Consider the following 15,850-nt stretch of genomic DNA (forward strand, 5'->3'; position numbering starts at 1 on the left):
TTCGCAGGCCAGTTGCTCATGGGGAAAACCCCCAAGGCGTTAGCCTCTGGCAATTTGAGAAGACGGCTACACAGGCTTTCGTCCGCCTCCGCATTCCTAAGGTAAAATTAAGGGTTTGAAACCCACGGAGGTGGGTTTTGTTTGTGTAGACGCGGTTTCTAACCGCCCGTTTGTCATTAGAAGTCCCTTAGAGCCATTCGTATAGAATTCGCAGGCCAGTTGCTCATGGGGAAAACCCCCAAGGCGTTAGCCTCTGGCAATTTGAGAAGACGGCTACACAGGCTTTCGTCCGCCTCCGCATTTCTAAGGTAAAATTAAGGGTTTGAAACCCACGGAGGTGGGTTTTGTTTGTGTAGACGCGGTTTCTAACCGCCCGTTTGTCATTACAAGTCCCTTAGAGCCATTCGTATAGAATTCGCAGGCCAGTTGCTCATGGGGAAAACCCCCAAAGTGTTAGCCTCTGGCAATTTGAGAAGACGGCTACACAGGCTTTCGTCCGCCTCCGCATTTCTAAGGTAAAATTAAGGGTTTGAAACCCACGGAGGTGGGTTTTGTTTGTGTAGACGCGGTTTCTAACCGCCCGTTTGTCATTACAAGTCCCTTAGAGCCATTCGTATAGAATTCGCAGGCCAGTTGCTCATGGGGAAAACCCCCAAAGTGTTAGCCTCTGGCAATTTGAGAAGACGGCTACACAGGCTTTCGTCCGCCTCCGCATTTCTAAGGTAAAATTAAGGGTTTGAAACCCACGGAGGTGGGTTTTGTTTGTGTAGACGCGGTTTATAACCGCCCGTTTCGCGTTAAGTTGACTAGGAAATTTAGAAATTTACAATTCTATCTATGCAAATCATTTATTGGCTATTACTTGCTGTAATGCTTGTGGGTATTATCGGTGCTGTAGTTCCTGCCATTCCTGGTAGCAGCTTAATTTTAATTGCAATTATCGTCTGGGGAATCGTTAGTAGTTCCTTTGCAGCTATCAAGATTCCCTTAATTGTGACAGTTCTAGTTTTACTGCTTAGTGTCGGAGTGGATTTTTTAGCTAGTTATGTGGGAGCAAAACAAGCTGGAGCTAGTAAGTGGGGGCAAATTGGCGCAATTCTCGGTTTGGTGGTGGGATTTTTGGGATTATTACCAACATTGCCTTTTGGTGGCCCACTGTTAGGAATTTTACTAGGCCCGCTTTTGGGAGCAATTATCGGTGAGTATTTTTACCGACGTGAATTCCGGTTGGCGATTAAAGCCGGTATAGGAATTGTAGTCGGCTCTTTGGTTGGAAATTTGATTCAAGGGTTGTTAGCGATCGCAGCAGTTGTAGTTTTCGTTGTGACAACTTGGCCCCAGGTATTTGGCTCTTAGCAAAGCTAGAAATAGCTTAACAGTAGTCTTGTAGGGTGTGTTAGACAAAAGTACGGCATCATTCCAAGCTTGTAGTGCCGTACTTTCTGGGCTAACACGCTATAGCTAAAAAATAGTTGAGTAATCTGCAAGAATAAAAAACGCTAATTTTATTCAGTGTACTTAAGTGAATCTAATTAGATTTAAAGCTATTATAAAGAATTTCAACGCTATGTAATGAAAAAACACGAAGACCAGTTATAGAAGTAATTAAAATTTTATGAAGATAGCTCAGTAATTAAAGATGTAATAAAGACCATTCAGTAAATATTGCAGGCTCTAAGTCTATGTGATTTTATAGAGACAATTACATTAGGCAAGTTTTGCTTTCACTGACAGTAATTTCTGGAAATTACTGAGATTAAAAGTAAAGTAATTGTTCTAATTTAAGGTTATTACTACGTGTCTCAAACTACAATGATTGATTTTAAATTTAAATTACTAAATGCAACATTAGCTGTTGCTGCTGCACTTCCCTTAGCTGCTGCTGGCTTGTTTACCTCTGCTGGTTCTGCTCAAGCATATACTGGTTCATTTAACTACAGCACTTCTCTAAACGGCGTTAATGCACCAACCAAAGCCACTCTTAGCAAAACCTCTGTAAACTTCCTTCCCAACGAAGGAGCAATTTTGCTTACAGAACAGACAGGAGATTTTGCATCTGATTTTACAGGTTTTATCAAAAGCTTCCAAATAAATCCATTTATTTCACCTTCCGCGTTTATTGATGTTGGTACTTTGGACGGAAAGAAACTGCTTAGTTTGACCAGTCTCGATCCAGCAGCTTTTACTTCACAAAATGGAGGAATAGATATAAACTTGGGTTTCAATGGACTTTTTGAAGATGGAAGTAAAGCCAAAGGATATATCACTTTTGCTGTTCAAGACATTGATCCAAAAGGAACTTACACTGATGCAAAAGCAGCTTACGATAACGGTCAAACAATTTCTGGAAGTTTCACAGGTTTTGCGGTAACTACAGTTCCCGAACCAGCTGCATTACTAGGCTTGGGTGCAGTCGTTGGAGTAATGGCTATGTCTCGCCGACGCAAAAGTTTCGTTCAATAGACCATATCCTAAATATAAAAAAGTTACTTTTAGCAACTAAAAGTAACTCTAATTTTCTATTCGATTTGGCTGGAATGCAAAATTTTACCAACCAAGTCGAATTTTTTGGGAGCATCCCAATTTTACTTAAATCTTTTCCCTCACCCCCAGCCCCTCTCCCATATTTGGGAGAGGGGAGGCATAATTCTAGTTCCCCGAATCCCATATTTGGGATTCGGGGTTAGGGGATGAGGGCTATCAAGGTTTTTGTACATTTGGGATGCTCCCAATTTTTTCTTTTGTCACCAAATTCTTCGCGCCGTGGAAGCCCCTGCATTTATGTATGGGGGGAAGGCGCAGGCGAATTTATAGAGCCTCCGGCACGCTGCGCGAACGCCGTCAAGTTAGTTTCAAAAAGCATAACTGTATCCATCCTTCTTATGAATTGGTGAGCAATATTTGTGGCTAATACCCGATATTCTTCCGCCCTTGGTAACAATATCAAAACTACCCTTAGCCCGACATAACACGCGCCCAAAATAATCGCCTACTTTCTTGCCATTAGTGACGACAGCTTTAATGATGTCTCCAGTTTGAAAACCAAAATGGATTTGTTTGTTTGTGCGGTGACGACTAGGAAACCCAAATTTATCAGTACCGGACATTTGACGAGTACCATGTCCGTTGGATGTGATTAACAATGGTTTAATACCTTTAATAATTAATACTGGTGTTGACTTGCCGACACACGCCGCATCTAACCAGTGAGTTTTTTGGAGGATTTGTTGGCTGCGATTAAACTTGGTTAAACCGCCTGAACCAGTTTCTACTTGTAATGCCGTTGATTCTAACTCTCTAAACAAAGCCCAGCGTGTTGTATTAACGGCTGCCGCATTTGCCAACGGTGTTTTTGCTTGCTTCATGATTTTTTCTAATCTTGAAGGGTCTTTTTTCAAGAAGTCTTTGATGTCTTTTATCCCCTTTTTGACATTACATTTTTCGCAACTTAGAGTAAGGTTTGTGATTGAGTTAGATCCTCCCCTGGCTCTCGCGTGAATATGCTCAACTTGAAAAGGGACATCTTTAATGTCGCAATAAGCACATTAGCTACCCCATTTTTCGAGTAGATATTCTTTCGTTTCGTAGCCTTGTAAAGTACCTTGCTGATACTCCTCACCCTGAATGTTTGGGTTAGACATTAGTTGCATATCAAAACGTACTAACTCTTGACTAATAGCTGTAATTGGTGCAAATCGACGTAACTTATCAACCCAAGTTTTGATATTTTCAACTAGACTTTGTAGACTTGGCGCTAACCATCCTGGTGGACGGGTTCTGTTTAAAAATCTTGGTTGACGATACCGGGTTTTCCTAGCGCGTCTACCACGTCTTAATTGCCTTCTAGATGTCAAAGCATCTCTAATTGCAAAACCTCTATGCTTCAATTCTGCTGCAAATACAACTTCCCCTGAAGCATCGTTGATTAATGCTATTCCAGTTGTTTTAGCACCGGGGTCAATTTTTATCCTCAAAGGTGAACCAGGAGATTTAGACCGTGGATCTTTCAAGATTAAAGTAAATGGGAATTGTCTATAAATTGCTGCTTTTTTGTTTCGTAATAACTGCCTCGCCTGTGCTGAATGTATTGGATCTAGCGGTTGTTTGTTTTGGTCGATAACGAATACTTTGGACATAAGTCCCTCCTTGCGGGTAAAGTTAGCTTCGTCAATGTTTAAGGTCGGTAACTATCTCAAAAGCACTGGCTTAACCCATCTAGACCTGTTTAACTTTTGAGTTCTAGAGCGAGGGACTAGCTACGCATCCCCCGGTAGGTCTTTAAACTCTTGCCTTAAACGTAGTTCAGTTAAGAACTTAGACTGGTCAGATTGGGGCAATTTCTGCGCCCCCGCATTTATGCGTGGGGTTTCTGACACAAATCTATTTATTGGTGAATTTTTTAAATCCGAGATAAGTAAGTGGGCGCAAATAATCATCACTGGCTTGTAGTTGCGCTGTCTTCGCTAAAGCGCAACTACGAGCTAAATACAGAGATTTTACTTTTCGTTACATAGTTTGGTTTTATCCTGCCTACTTACTTAGACTTAAACTGATTGCAAAGATTGTTTTGCTTCAGTTGCGATCGCTTCCATTTCATCATTAGCCAGAGTTTCTAAAATAGATTTAGCTTCTGCACTACCCAAACGAGTCAAAGCTTGTACAAGTCTGTAACGAATTTGCCAATCTGGATTGGTAGCATAGGGAGCCAACAAAGGAACTGCTTGTAAATCTCCCAAGTCACCCAAAGAACTAATAGCAGCAGTTTGGACTAATTCGTTTTCTGATGAAAGTGCCTCTTTGAGTAGTTCAAAAGCTCGTGGATCGCCTAACTCTCCTAATGTAGCAATGATACTGAATTGTATTAACCATTCACCAGTTGTATGGTAAACATGCTGCAAGTCTTCAAAAGCTTCATGTAACTTCAGAGCGCCCAAACAGTCTGCTGCTGCTGCTTGTACATCTACTTCGGAGTCATGAAGCAAGCGATCGCGCAAGATATCCAAGGATAACTGTAAATCTTGTGTTCCAAGTGTATCCATTTGACTCACTGCCGAGTACCGGACACGGGAATTGCTATCGCCAATAGCACTTTGAATTAATTCAAAAGCGATCGCAGGTTCGAGTTCGCGGATTTGATTTACAGCACGTAAGCGATCGCCTAAATTCTCAGAACTGAGCAATTGCTTAACAGACTCTGGAGTAATACTCATTTAGTTATCCTGATTTTCAAAGGTGTAAAAAATAGTCATTAGTCAACAGTCAAAAAACTCTCCACAAATGACAAATGACTAATCTTGACTTGCTGCCATTGCCCGAATAATATCACCACGAGTGAGGATACCAATTACTTGATTCGTGTCGTCAAGTACTGGCAAGCGGTGAACGCTGCGATCGTGCATAATGGTAGCGGCTTGGCTTAAAGTTTTATCAGGGGAAATAGTGATCGGGTTTTTACTCATCACCTCCCCAACGGTTTGCCCTAAAGCCTTGTGCAAATCACGTTCATAAGTAGCAGGATTTTTTAAATAGATAACGCTATCAAGAAACATGATGTATGCAGGTGGAGTAACACCAGTTTCTTGCCACATCAAATCCGTTTCTGATATAATACCCACCAATTTACCGACATCATCAACAACAGGTAATCCACTGATGTGGCGTTCTGCGAGAATTTGGATAGCTTCATTCAGTGGAGTTTCCACCCGGACCACAATAGGATCGCGGCTCATCACATCGGCAACGCTTTTAGGCATTTATTTATTGACACCATTAATCAAAGTCCCTGCGCCTATTGTAGAAAATTGCGGGACTCAACCTAATGCAATTAATAGATTGTTACGCTATTGGGCAAGCAGGGCATTGGGCATTGGTCATTAATAATTCTTCTTCCCCTGCTCCCTCATCTCCCTCATCTCCCTCATCTCCCCCCACTCCCCATCCCTTTTAAGGCAGCAATAATTTGAATATTTGCTTTAGGAAAAGTAAACTCCTCCAGTTCTTCCAAAGTTACCCAGCGAATTTCATCAGATTCCAAAGGTTGGGGAACACCTGTAACATGGCGGCAGTGATGTACTGTGAGGGTAACGCGCAAGTCTGTATAGGTGTGGTCAATAGTAATCAGATGCTCTCCTACTTCAATTACTATTCCCAGTTCTTCGGAAATTTCTCGTTGAATACACTCGCTGATAGTTTCACCAGGCTCAATTTTGCCACCAGGAAATTCCCACAAACCACCCATTGCTCCTTCTTTTCGACGGCGATCGATTAAAATTTGCTCTTGCTCGTTCCAAATTACTGCAACACCAATGATTTTATGCGGTGCGAAAGAACTGGTTTCACTCATGGTTAATTGGGGAGATGATGAACTACTTTTGCTAATGGTACATCCATGTACTATTCATACCTGTACAAAGGAGGTGGTATGAATAATTATTAGATAACACTAAAATATTAAAATATTGGAAAAAATTGTGTAGATTTCTAATAGCTTAAAGTAAATGTAAATTATGATTTCAGAACATGAAATACTTGAGTTGTTTGGCAAAAAAAATCTAGTGTACGCAAATCCAGAGAGGGTAAATAACATTAGCCTTCCTAGTGAAACCAGAGAATTTATCTTGAAGATAGGATTCCCATATATAGTTAGTCATTTTAGATTTTCAATGGATTTTGAGCCAATTTCCGAAGATATTCAAATTGATGAATCTGCAAGAAGGCATTTAGGACAACTTTACACTATTGGTTATGTAAGTGCTTCTCAAGTAATAGGAAGAATGATTTTTCTCAGTGAAATTGGTTTGGATAACAATGCTAGCTTATCAGATATAGGTAGAAAGGTAAGAATATTAGGAGTCGATGAATACTTTTTATTTAATATCAGAAGTAGCTTTATCTTATCGAATCTGCCTTAATTTAGAGAATCAAGGTGAAATAGTATCTATTAATCCAAACAATTTATCAATGAGTTTTTTTAATTCAAGCATTCAAAAACTTGCAGCTTCTATAGTTGCCTATGGTAAAAATTTATTGTTAGTCAAAAACTTTGAAGAAGAAATCAAAGATTTTAAGCAACAATTAAAAATAATTGATCCAAAGGCGTTAGATAGTCAAGAAAACGTATGGGTAGATACTCTAGAGCAGTTAATACGGGATGACGAGGGATACTAACTTCTAAGGGACTTCCAAATAAATATCCAACTATTTCTTGTGGGGCGGGTGAGACGCCCACCCCACAAGATTGGATAATTTATTTCTTGGTAATCCCTAACAACAAAACTCGGCAGACTAGTTTGAACTCTGCCGAGTTTACATTGATTGCAAAGGTCGTCTAGCGCTATTACTTTATCCACAAATCTGTATTAATCATTTAGCAATACGCCTCTATTTGAACTAATTACCAAATTATAAAAGGTTCACAGATAAGCAAATCCAAAAACTTCGCGCTACTCTGCGCCAACCTCCGCGTTCCTCTGCGTTAAAATTTCAACCTTAATTTGTCACTGTTTTGGATATTTTAAAAAGATTTAGCTCATGCATGATTGGGAATTAGAAGCAAAGATTTCGCAGAGGCTTATTTTAAATTCGTATCGCCATGACTGTGACTAGCTATAAACCCAACAAGAATATTGAATTTACTATTACATTTCTAGTCAATTTCGCTGCTGTTAGTTTCAGTTCCTTGTAGGGCGATTTCAAAATCCATTCTCTGTTCAGCGTTCCGCAAGAAATAACCACTAATCATAGCAGAAGCCAGAAGCCGACCCAGACTTTCTCTACTGGTAGTTACAGTAACGCCAAAGTTTTCTGAAGGTAGATTACCCAATAGTCCTGTAATATTCCGTTCCATTACCTGAAAAACTTCGGCAGACGTGGGTTTAGATAGTTGGGTAACTGTTTCAGGACTCAAGGATTTAACATACTGCCATAGTAAATCACTAGTTTCTGATTCGCTATTGAAAAATTCTGAGACACGATTGGATGAGTTATTCATTTTTTAGCTCCTGAACTACCACTGCTAGCTGCGGTGCTTGTTATTTAAATATTAAATGTCTGTTTTGGATTAGACTTAGCTAGCTCTTTTGTCTTCCTGTCAACTAATGTAACAGCCAAGCTTAAGAGTAGAAGTAGGCGTAACCGTACCAAAGTCAGCGTATTTTCTCACCAATTGGTCAGTAGTCATTGGTCTTTAGTCCTTTGTTTATAACTAATGACAAATGACTAATGACTAACTTGCCAAATATTCACCCATGTTGGCTTTAGACTTGCGAAGTTTAGTTAAAGCTTCCCGCTCAATTTGCCGGACTCGTTCTCGGCTGATGTTCAGGATTTCACCAATTCTAGCCAGCGTCAGGGCTTGTCCATCAGTTAAGCCAAAGCGCAGCGTAATCACTTCCTTCTGTTGTGGCGTGAGATCCCCCATCAGGCGATCTAAGTCATAAGATAGGGAAGCTTGCATGACAAACTCTTCTGGAGATGCTCCTGGATCTTCCAGCATTTCTCCGAGTTCGGTGTCGTAATTATCACCCAGCCGCAAATCCAAGGAAAGGGGCAAACGCGCCTTTTCTAGATACTCTCGCACTTGTTTGGGGGTCAATTCTAATTCTTCAGCTAGCTCACCAGCTGTGGGAGCGCGTCCCAATTTTTGAGACAATTGGCGCTGTGCCTTTTTAATTTTATTTAATTTTTCAGTGATATGGATAGGCAGCCGAATAGTGCGGGCTTTTTCGGCTATAGCACGAGTAATAGCTTGCCGAATCCACCAATAGGCATAGGTAGAAAATCTATACCCTTTGGTAGGGTCAAACTTTTCTACGCCCCGTTGCATACCAATACTACCTTCTTGGATCAAGTCCAGTAAATCGACGTTGCGCTTTATGTATTTTTTGGCAACGGAGACTACCAGCCGCAAATTGGCTTCTACCATCTTACGCTTGGCAATCTCACCATCAGCGATCGCTTCGTTCAACTCTGCTGGTTCTAGCTTTGTCGCTTTAGCCCACTCTTCTAAATTCGGTTGACGACCTAACTGGGTGGCAAGAGATTCTCTTGATTCGTGCAAAGTGCAAGAACGTTGCACTTGTTTACCATAGAAAATCTCTTCCTCGTGTGTTAAGAGTGGCACACGGCCAATCTCACGCAGGTAAGTCCGCACGAGGTCTGTGGCTGTCTGAGCGGTCTTCATGGCGCTACTCTTTGGTAATGATGGGTTTGGCGGTAGGGTCATTAAGGGATAGATGCTTTTTTAGGGTGCTACCCAGTCAGACTGGGAACCTATGCTATGGTTTGCAACTTACGCATCCGAGAAACTCGGCTGCTCATAATAATCAAATTTAGGCTTCTTAACTGCTAAAAGTTACAGTTATTTCCTACTTATTGCAAGTATCTACAGTTAGATAAAAGGTAGCTTCTTAAACATTTTTCTATTGGAACCTTATTAATAATTGTAACATTTATGAGAATACTTTGGCTATATGGCGACATTAAATTTCCTGGTTATTCCAGATCAGGCAATGTCGCCCTTTCTCTCCAGGCTGACTAGAAGTCAATTTAAGAAATTCTCAGGTTCAAATAATTTTCCTCATATTTGTAAAAGTATCTCTAATGAGAACTATAGTCATTCTCTTATAACAATTACTTAATTTTCTTGGGCATTGGGCATTGGGCATTGGGCATTCTCCTTGTCTCCCTCATCTCGCCAATCCCTAACTCCTAACTCCTAACTCCTAACTCCTAACTCCCAACTCCCAACTCCCAACTCCCAACTCCCAACTCCCAACTCCTAACTCCTAACTCCCTACTCCCTCGCAATCGGACAGTATTCTTGAATGGTTTTTACGTCCAAGGTTGTATTTTGTAAAGAACGGATGGCGGCAACGGTAGCTTTGGCACCGGCGATGGTAGTAATGATGGGAATTTTGTAAGCTAAAGCTGTGCGGCGGATTAACCTAGCATCAGTGTGGGCTTCTTCCCCCGAAGGTGTGTTGATAATAAGTTGGATTTTCTGGTTTTTTATTGCATCTAGGACGTGGGGACGGCCTTCATGCAGTTTTAACACTAATTCAATATTTAACCCCTGTTCGAGAAGAACTCGCCGTGTACCAATGGTAGCCATCACTGTAAAGCCCAAATCGATAAACTCCTTCACCACAGCACCGGCAGATGCTTTATCGCGATCGCTCATTGATACAAATACAGTTCCACTTAGTGGTAAACGCTCCCCAGCACCCATTTCCGCTTTAGCAAAAGCCCGGCCAAAGTCGCTGTCAATCCCCATCACTTCACCAGTGGATCTCATTTCTGGGCCTAATATTGTATCAGTTCCGGGGAATTTATTAAAGGGTAATACTGCTTCTTTTACAGCAATATGTGTGGGAATGACTTCTTCGGTAAAATGTAGCTCCTCTAAGGTTTTGCCTGACATAATTAAGGATGCTAGTTTTGCCAACTGTACGCCCGTTGCTTTAGAAACAAATGGGACTGTACGCGAGGCGCGGGGGTTGGCTTCTAAAATGTAAACTTGGGGAGAATAACTGCTTGCGCCGACAACGGCAAATTGAATATTCATCAAACCCACAACTGACAGCGCTTGCGCTAGCTGCACTGTCCAAGTGCGAATTTGATTGAGAACTGCTGGTGATAGGGAAATCGAAGGTAAAGAACAAGCAGAATCTCCTGAGTGAATCCCCGCCTGCTCGATGTGTTCCATAATACCACCAATTACTACCCGTCCGGTATGATCGGCGATCGCATCTACATCGACTTCAATGGCGTTTTCCAAAAATTTATCAATTAAAATCGGATGCTCTGGTTCCACTAGTACCGCAAAGGTCATGTAGCGTTCCAACTCAGTATCGGAATAAACGATTTCCATCGCCCGTCCCCCTAACACATAACTGGGACGCACTACCACTGGATAGCCAATGCGTTTAGCGACAATCAGCGCATCTTCATAAGTCCGAGCGATACCATTGGGTGGTTGAGCAATATTCAGCTGTTGGAGAATCTTTTCAAACCGCTCCCGGTTTTCTGCCATGTCGATAGAATCTGGTGATGTACCCCAAATTTTAGTGAGGAGTCCTGATGTGTCATTGTTAAGGAATTCTTGTAAAGGAATAGCCAACTTTAGCGGTGTTTGTCCGCCAAACTGGATTATTACCCCAACTGGATTTTCAGTTTCAATGATGTTAAGGACATCTTCTTTTGTTAAAGGCTCAAAGTAAAGGCGATCGCTAGTATCGTAGTCTGTGGAAACTGTCTCTGGGTTGGAGTTGACCATAATCGTCTCATACCCGGCTTTTTTCAAAGCATAAGCGGCGTGACAACAACAATAGTCAAACTCAATTCCCTGTCCAATGCGGTTGGGACCACCACCCAAAATCAATACTTTTGGTTTGGTTGCGGGCATTACCTCTGTTTCTTCTTCGTAGGTAGAATAATAGTAAGGGGTAAACGCTTCAAACTCAGCCGCGCAGGTATCTACGGTTTTGTAAACTGGGATGATTTCTAGTGACTTGCGGTAGGCGCGAACTTCATCTTCGGTGGTTTTGGTGGCATAAGCAATCTGGCGATCGCTATATCCATCTCGCTTCACTTCATAAAGTTGCTCTTTTGTCAACTGGTGCAAGGGTGTCCGCTTCAGGAATTTCTCAACATCTAGTAGTTGCTGAAATTTATCTAAAAACCACGGGTCAATACCAGTTAGTTCGTAGATTTCCTCAGCAGTAATTCCTAGTTGCAAAGCATGACGCACAGAGAAAATGCGATCGGGGTTAGGTGTCCGTAGTTGGGCGCGGATTTGTTCACCACTAGGTAATTTTTCGGCTTTGTCGCAACCCCAACCAGCGCGTCCGGTTTCGAGCGATCGCAGCGCCTTTTGAAAGGATTCGTTAAATGTCCGCCCAATTGCCATTGCTTCCCCGACTGATTTCATTTGGGTTGTCAGCACTGGGTCAGAACCGGGGAACTTTTCAAAGGCGAAGCGAGGAATTTTTGTCACCACATAGTCAATTGTCGGCTCAAAGGATGCCGGAGTTTTCTTGGTGATGTCATTTTGAATTTCATCCAGGGTGTAGCCCACAGCCAATTTTGCGGCAATTTTGGCAATGGGAAAACCCGTAGCTTTGGAAGATAAAGCCGAACTGCGGGAAACGCGGGGGTTCATCTCAATTACAACCACATCCCCATTAACCGGATTGACGGCAAACTGGATATTAGAACCGCCAGTTTCCACACCGATCTCGCGGATGATTTTAATTGCCATATCCCGCAGCCTTTGATATTCTTTATCAGTGAGGGTTTGCGCGGGAGCGACGGTAATTGAGTCTCCGGTGTGGATGCCCATAGGGTCAAGGTTTTCGATGGAGCAGATAATCACTACGTTATCTGCCAAATCACGCATTACTTCGAGTTCATATTCTTTCCAGCCCAGTAAAGACTGGTCAATGAGAATTTGGGAGACGGGGCTGGCATCTATACCTACCTGTGCCATTTCTTCAAATTCTTCTTGGTTGTAAGCAATACCGCCGCCACTTCCACCCATTGTGAAAGCTGGACGAATAATTAGGGGATAAGTACCAATTTGGCGAGCAACAGCTTTGGCTTCTTCTAAAGATTCCGCTGTGTCGCTGGGACACACAGCTACCCCAATCCTGGCCATTGCTTGACCGAAAAGTTTTCGATCTTCGGCTTTTTCGATGGCTGGTAGTTTAGCGCCGATTAACTCAACGCCGTACTTTTCCAACACCCCATTTTTGGCTAAAGCAACGGCGAGGTTGAGGGCGGTTTGTCCTCCCATCGTTGGTAAAAGAGCATCAGGGCGTTCTTTCTCAATGACTTTTTCGACCAATTCTGGTGTCAACGGCTCAATGTAAGTGCGATCGGCCGTTTCCGGGTCGGTCATAATTGTTGCAGGGTTGGAGTTGACTAAAACCACTTCATACCCTTCTTCTCGCAGCGCTTTGCAGGCTTGAGTGCCAGAGTAGTCAAACTCACAGGCTTGTCCGATTACAATTGGGCCAGAGCCTAACAGTAGAATCTTCCGGAGGTCATCACGGCGGGGCATAGTCGTTGCCTTGGAGTACGAGAATACAAATCCTGATCATTTTAAGGGTCTTTACCCCTTGTCGTGCTTTTTATTATTAAGTTTTCTAAGTTTGATCGTAAAGCGAAGATGAGGAAGCAGGGAGCAGGGAGCAGGGGGAAAATTTCTCTCCTCTGCACCCTTAGCCCTGCCCCTCTGCCTCTTCCCAATTGCTCATGCCCAATTCCCAAGATTATTTTGTATTTCTAATTTTATTTAATTCGGATGCTAAAAATTTTAAACTTTTTGCGAATCTTTACTATTTAATTTAATGGAATTTGGCAATAAATAGTTATTTATTATGGCATGAATTTATCTAATTATTAAATATTAATAAATTTCTTAACTAATAATTTTTATTAACTATCTAAGTACTTGCTAAAAATGTGCAACTTTAACTATTATGAAAATATGTTTAGTTAGATTAAAGATGGCAGAGAGATACGAATACCATTCTCTGCCATTTTTTATAATATTTTAAGAGTTAGTGCTGCTAACTTTTTGTTTCAGTCTAAGTAGACAAATCTAGATTATGAGAGTTTTAACTTTGAGCAGCTTGGACAAACCCTAAAGTTAAGCTGTCTTTAGCGAGGAAGTGAGATAAATGATATGCACGTTCCTCAGTTTTCAACAAAATCTTTTCGTACAGATAGCGTGTACCCCGATCGCCTAAACTCTCTGCCTGAGCAGCTTGACGACGAATTACGCCAATGATTGCTTGTTCGGCAGCTAGGTCATTTTCCACCATTTTGCGAGAGGAATATACACCTTCAGATTCTTGCTCAAAACAGGTTAATTCTGCTAATTTGCTGAAGGTCGCTACTGGCACACCACCCAGTCCATCCAAACGTTCTCCAATTTCATGAACGTGGTCTTGTACTTGGTTGTAGCTTTCGTTAAAAAACTCATGCAGAGAGTAAAATTCTGAGCCTTCAACTACAAAATGATGCTTTTGGTACTGCAAGTATAGTGCCTGGAAACTAGCTAAGACAACGTTGAATCCTTCTGTCACTGGAGCAGTTACGCTGTGATCCAACAACACAGGGTTGTCATATACATTACCAAAATTCCGTAACAAAGTTTGCGTTTCAGCCATTGTATTCCTCTCTTTTTAACAGTTATAGATTTTAACTGCTTATTCTTAACATATTAACATTTTAATAATAAGAGCAAGCCAATTCGCCATCACAAGATTTTGTATTTTTGCTTACTAAAAATCTCAAGTTTATTGTTTGCTAGACGATCGCACACTCATCAAATTGCATATTTTTATCATTATCATTGACAAACCAGGTTAAATATGTATGCTCCCATCTCAATATGGATAGCTGCAAAAATTTGATTTTTTTTCCCAAATTATTGAGAATTCTTTGCACTTAAGGTATGCTGGTTTTAAGACGTGAAACTCCTTAGATTTTCAAAAAGCAGAGAGTTAAATGGCGGTAGTTACTGCAAGTTTGTTGCACTTTGAGGGTAATTCTCTTGAAATCGTTTAGTTCAGAAGTAGAAAGCAACCACCTTCTAGAGGTGAATTGGGCCGATCGCTGGCAAGTCTATCAACGTCTAAAGGAGTTAGACATTCCCTGTAGTTGTGCGCCTAACCAGCCATTGCAAGTTGAAATTGCTTCTCCTATGACAGTTGTTCAACTTTGGAGTGTGATACGGCGATTAACGGCCTCCCGTCAAGACCAGATTTGGAATCTTGAGTGTTGCTGGAAAAATCGCTACCAACAGTTCTAATCTTTAGCTACTGAGAATATCTTGCTTGATAGTTTGTATTAATTAAAAAGAGGTTAAAAAATGGGTGCATCTCACAGTATGGAAGTATCAGAGTTTTGCCTTGAGGGCAGATTTATAGATTTTGTTATTAAAGATGGCTATAAGCTTAAAGGTTTACTGCTAAGTACTCATGAGGGTGAATGCTACATTAAACTTGCTAAAAATTTACGGGCTGCTTTTGATTTGCAGCTACCCGTAGGTACTTGGTTACAAGTTGTTGGTTATAAAGAATACGATATAAAAAAAGACAAAGTTACACTCAAAGCTGTACGTGTGATGGCGGCGCGTTCTGAAATAGCGACAGTTCAAACCATCGCTGCACCAATTGAACCCCCATCTATTGATAATGTCAAGGTAAAACCAGCTAAGACTAAAAGCACGATTTTGGTGTGTCAAAAGTCTGATTGTATGAAACGCGGTGCTAAAGGAGTTTGTCAGGCGTTGGAGGCGGCTTTAAGCGATCGCGGTTTAGAAGACCAAGTTACAATCAAGGGTACTGGTTGTATGAAGAATTGTAAAGCTGGGCCAAACTTAGTTATGCCAGATAAAACGCGCCATAGCCGAATTCAAGCTACAGATGTTCCGGCATTGATGGATAAGCATTTTGCTGACAAGAGTTTAGAAACGCAGCCAGAGAATTTAAAGGAACCGGCGATATTTAATACTAAGTTTTGCTGAAAAGTTAGCGAAATCTTGACAATTGAATGCAAAAGGTTCATAATATCTTCATTAAGTGTGTTCCATTAATACTCGGCATTCGGCTTTAGCCCAGTATTTGTAAGAGTTTCAAATTAAGCGATCGCCTACGATTTGTCATGAGAAGGGCAAAGTAGTAGTAGCGATCGCTTAATATTTTTATACAATTACGTTCGCTGGTTTGGTAGGGTGCGTTAGCAGCAGCGTAACGCATCGAAAGTATCTAGAATGATGCATTAATAATGTAATGCACTCTACAAATTTTTAATGTTTGTAAGTCACTTAGGGACTTCCAAA

At 41.4% G+C, this 15,850-nt stretch carries 14 protein-coding genes and 1 pseudogene; 6 read left to right on the forward strand and 9 right to left on the reverse strand.

The features are described from left to right. Nucleotides 1-837: 837 nt before the first annotated feature. Nucleotides 838-1,356 carry a DUF456 domain-containing protein gene (locus tag V7K73_RS18385; RefSeq protein ID WP_334882005.1) on the forward strand — a complete coding sequence of 173 codons (519 nt, stop codon included), beginning with the start codon at nucleotides 838-840 and terminating at the stop codon, nucleotides 1,354-1,356. Between the two features lie 441 nt (nucleotides 1,357-1,797). Beyond that, the gene (locus V7K73_RS18390; protein WP_334882006.1) at nucleotides 1,798-2,463 is read left to right on the forward strand and encodes a PEP-CTERM sorting domain-containing protein; all 666 of its coding nucleotides are present in this window, start codon (nucleotides 1,798-1,800) and stop codon (nucleotides 2,461-2,463) included. Nucleotides 2,464-2,852: 389 nt separating this feature from the next. On the opposite strand, the pseudogene iscB reads toward V7K73_RS18390, so the two are convergent. From iscB to mutT, 4 genes and pseudogenes are all read right to left on the reverse strand, one after another. Beyond that, a pseudogene (gene iscB, locus V7K73_RS18395) lies at nucleotides 2,853-4,136 on the reverse strand (RNA-guided endonuclease IscB). Between the two features lie 408 nt (nucleotides 4,137-4,544). After that, the gene (gene nblB / locus V7K73_RS18400; protein WP_334882007.1) at nucleotides 4,545-5,210 is read right to left on the reverse strand and encodes a phycobilisome degradation protein NblB; all 666 of its coding nucleotides are present in this window, start codon (nucleotides 5,208-5,210) and stop codon (nucleotides 4,545-4,547) included. Nucleotides 5,211-5,288: 78 nt separating this feature from the next. Next, nucleotides 5,289-5,753 carry a CBS domain-containing protein gene (locus V7K73_RS18405; RefSeq protein WP_334882008.1) on the reverse strand — a complete coding sequence of 155 codons (465 nt, stop codon included), beginning with the start codon at nucleotides 5,751-5,753 and terminating at the stop codon, nucleotides 5,289-5,291. Nucleotides 5,754-5,917: 164 nt separating this feature from the next. After that, nucleotides 5,918-6,343: an 8-oxo-dGTP diphosphatase MutT gene (gene mutT, locus V7K73_RS18410; RefSeq protein ID WP_334882009.1), complete on the reverse strand. Its 426-nt coding sequence runs from the start codon at nucleotides 6,341-6,343 to the stop codon at nucleotides 5,918-5,920. A gap of 163 nt (nucleotides 6,344-6,506) precedes the next feature. Here mutT and V7K73_RS18415 point away from each other — a divergent pair, with 163 nt between their 5' ends. Together V7K73_RS18415 and V7K73_RS18420 are read left to right on the forward strand one after the other, a co-directional pair. Continuing rightward, complete coding sequence (locus tag V7K73_RS18415; protein WP_334882010.1) at nucleotides 6,507-6,911, forward strand: hypothetical protein; 405 nt, start codon at nucleotides 6,507-6,509, stop codon at nucleotides 6,909-6,911. Between the two features lie 49 nt (nucleotides 6,912-6,960). Beyond that, nucleotides 6,961-7,167, forward strand: coding sequence for a hypothetical protein (locus tag V7K73_RS18420; RefSeq protein WP_334882011.1), 207 nt, complete (start codon nucleotides 6,961-6,963; stop codon nucleotides 7,165-7,167). A gap of 478 nt (nucleotides 7,168-7,645) precedes the next feature. On the opposite strand, the gene V7K73_RS18425 is transcribed toward V7K73_RS18420, so the two are convergent. The 4 genes from V7K73_RS18425 to V7K73_RS18440 form a co-directional block, all read right to left on the reverse strand. Continuing rightward, entirely contained in the window at nucleotides 7,646-7,990 is a 345-nt protein-coding gene (locus V7K73_RS18425) for a DUF760 domain-containing protein (protein ID WP_334882012.1), read from the reverse strand. A 234-nt stretch (nucleotides 7,991-8,224) separates the two neighbouring features. Further along, nucleotides 8,225-9,181 carry an RNA polymerase sigma factor, RpoD/SigA family gene (locus V7K73_RS18430; protein WP_334882013.1) on the reverse strand — a complete coding sequence of 319 codons (957 nt, stop codon included), beginning with the start codon at nucleotides 9,179-9,181 and terminating at the stop codon, nucleotides 8,225-8,227. Between the two features lie 612 nt (nucleotides 9,182-9,793). Beyond that, complete coding sequence (carB, locus tag V7K73_RS18435; RefSeq protein ID WP_334882014.1) at nucleotides 9,794-13,060, reverse strand: carbamoyl-phosphate synthase large subunit; 3,267 nt, start codon at nucleotides 13,058-13,060, stop codon at nucleotides 9,794-9,796. Nucleotides 13,061-13,619: 559 nt separating this feature from the next. Then, nucleotides 13,620-14,174 (reverse strand): Dps family protein, encoded by a 555-nt coding sequence (locus V7K73_RS18440; protein ID WP_334882015.1) that lies wholly within the window; start codon nucleotides 14,172-14,174, stop codon nucleotides 13,620-13,622. 386 nt (nucleotides 14,175-14,560) lie between these two features. On the opposite strand from V7K73_RS18440, the gene V7K73_RS18445 reads away from it, so the two are divergent. Together V7K73_RS18445 and V7K73_RS18450 are read left to right on the forward strand one after the other, a co-directional pair. Beyond that, nucleotides 14,561-14,818 (forward strand): Asr1405/Asl0597 family protein, encoded by a 258-nt coding sequence (locus V7K73_RS18445; RefSeq protein ID WP_334882016.1) that lies wholly within the window; start codon nucleotides 14,561-14,563, stop codon nucleotides 14,816-14,818. Nucleotides 14,819-14,878: 60 nt separating this feature from the next. Beyond that, complete coding sequence (locus tag V7K73_RS18450; protein WP_334882017.1) at nucleotides 14,879-15,535, forward strand: (2Fe-2S) ferredoxin domain-containing protein; 657 nt, start codon at nucleotides 14,879-14,881, stop codon at nucleotides 15,533-15,535. An 85-nt stretch (nucleotides 15,536-15,620) separates the two neighbouring features. Here V7K73_RS18450 and V7K73_RS18455 read toward each other — a convergent pair whose 3' ends face one another. Continuing rightward, nucleotides 15,621-15,767, reverse strand: a complete 147-nt coding sequence (locus V7K73_RS18455) for a hypothetical protein (protein WP_334882018.1) — start codon at nucleotides 15,765-15,767, stop codon at nucleotides 15,621-15,623. Between the last annotated feature and the right edge of the window lie 83 nt (nucleotides 15,768-15,850).

It is taken from the genome of Nostoc sp. (assembly GCF_036916975.1).
In the GTDB taxonomy this organism is placed as follows: Bacteria; Cyanobacteriota; Cyanobacteriia; order Cyanobacteriales; family Nostocaceae; genus Nostoc.

Coding starts and splice junctions, on each gene's coding strand:
- V7K73_RS18415 (WP_334882010.1), top strand. CDS start 6,507: ATGATTTCAGAACATGAAATACTTGAGTTGTTTGGCAAAAAAAATCTA.
- nblB (WP_334882007.1), bottom strand. CDS start 5,210: ATGAGTATTACTCCAGAGTCTGTTAAGCAATTGCTCAGTTCTGAGAAT.
- mutT (WP_334882009.1), bottom strand. CDS start 6,343: ATGAGTGAAACCAGTTCTTTCGCACCGCATAAAATCATTGGTGTTGCA.
- carB (WP_334882014.1), bottom strand. CDS start 13,060: ATGCCCCGCCGTGATGACCTCCGGAAGATTCTACTGTTAGGCTCTGGC.
- V7K73_RS18420 (WP_334882011.1), top strand. CDS start 6,961: ATGAGTTTTTTTAATTCAAGCATTCAAAAACTTGCAGCTTCTATAGTT.
- V7K73_RS18385 (WP_334882005.1), top strand. CDS start 838: ATGCAAATCATTTATTGGCTATTACTTGCTGTAATGCTTGTGGGTATT.
- V7K73_RS18450 (WP_334882017.1), top strand. CDS start 14,879: ATGGGTGCATCTCACAGTATGGAAGTATCAGAGTTTTGCCTTGAGGGC.
- V7K73_RS18430 (WP_334882013.1), bottom strand. CDS start 9,181: ATGAAGACCGCTCAGACAGCCACAGACCTCGTGCGGACTTACCTGCGT.
- V7K73_RS18440 (WP_334882015.1), bottom strand. CDS start 14,174: ATGGCTGAAACGCAAACTTTGTTACGGAATTTTGGTAATGTATATGAC.
- V7K73_RS18455 (WP_334882018.1), bottom strand. CDS start 15,767: ATGCGTTACGCTGCTGCTAACGCACCCTACCAAACCAGCGAACGTAAT.
- V7K73_RS18425 (WP_334882012.1), bottom strand. CDS start 7,990: ATGAATAACTCATCCAATCGTGTCTCAGAATTTTTCAATAGCGAATCA.
- V7K73_RS18405 (WP_334882008.1), bottom strand. CDS start 5,753: ATGCCTAAAAGCGTTGCCGATGTGATGAGCCGCGATCCTATTGTGGTC.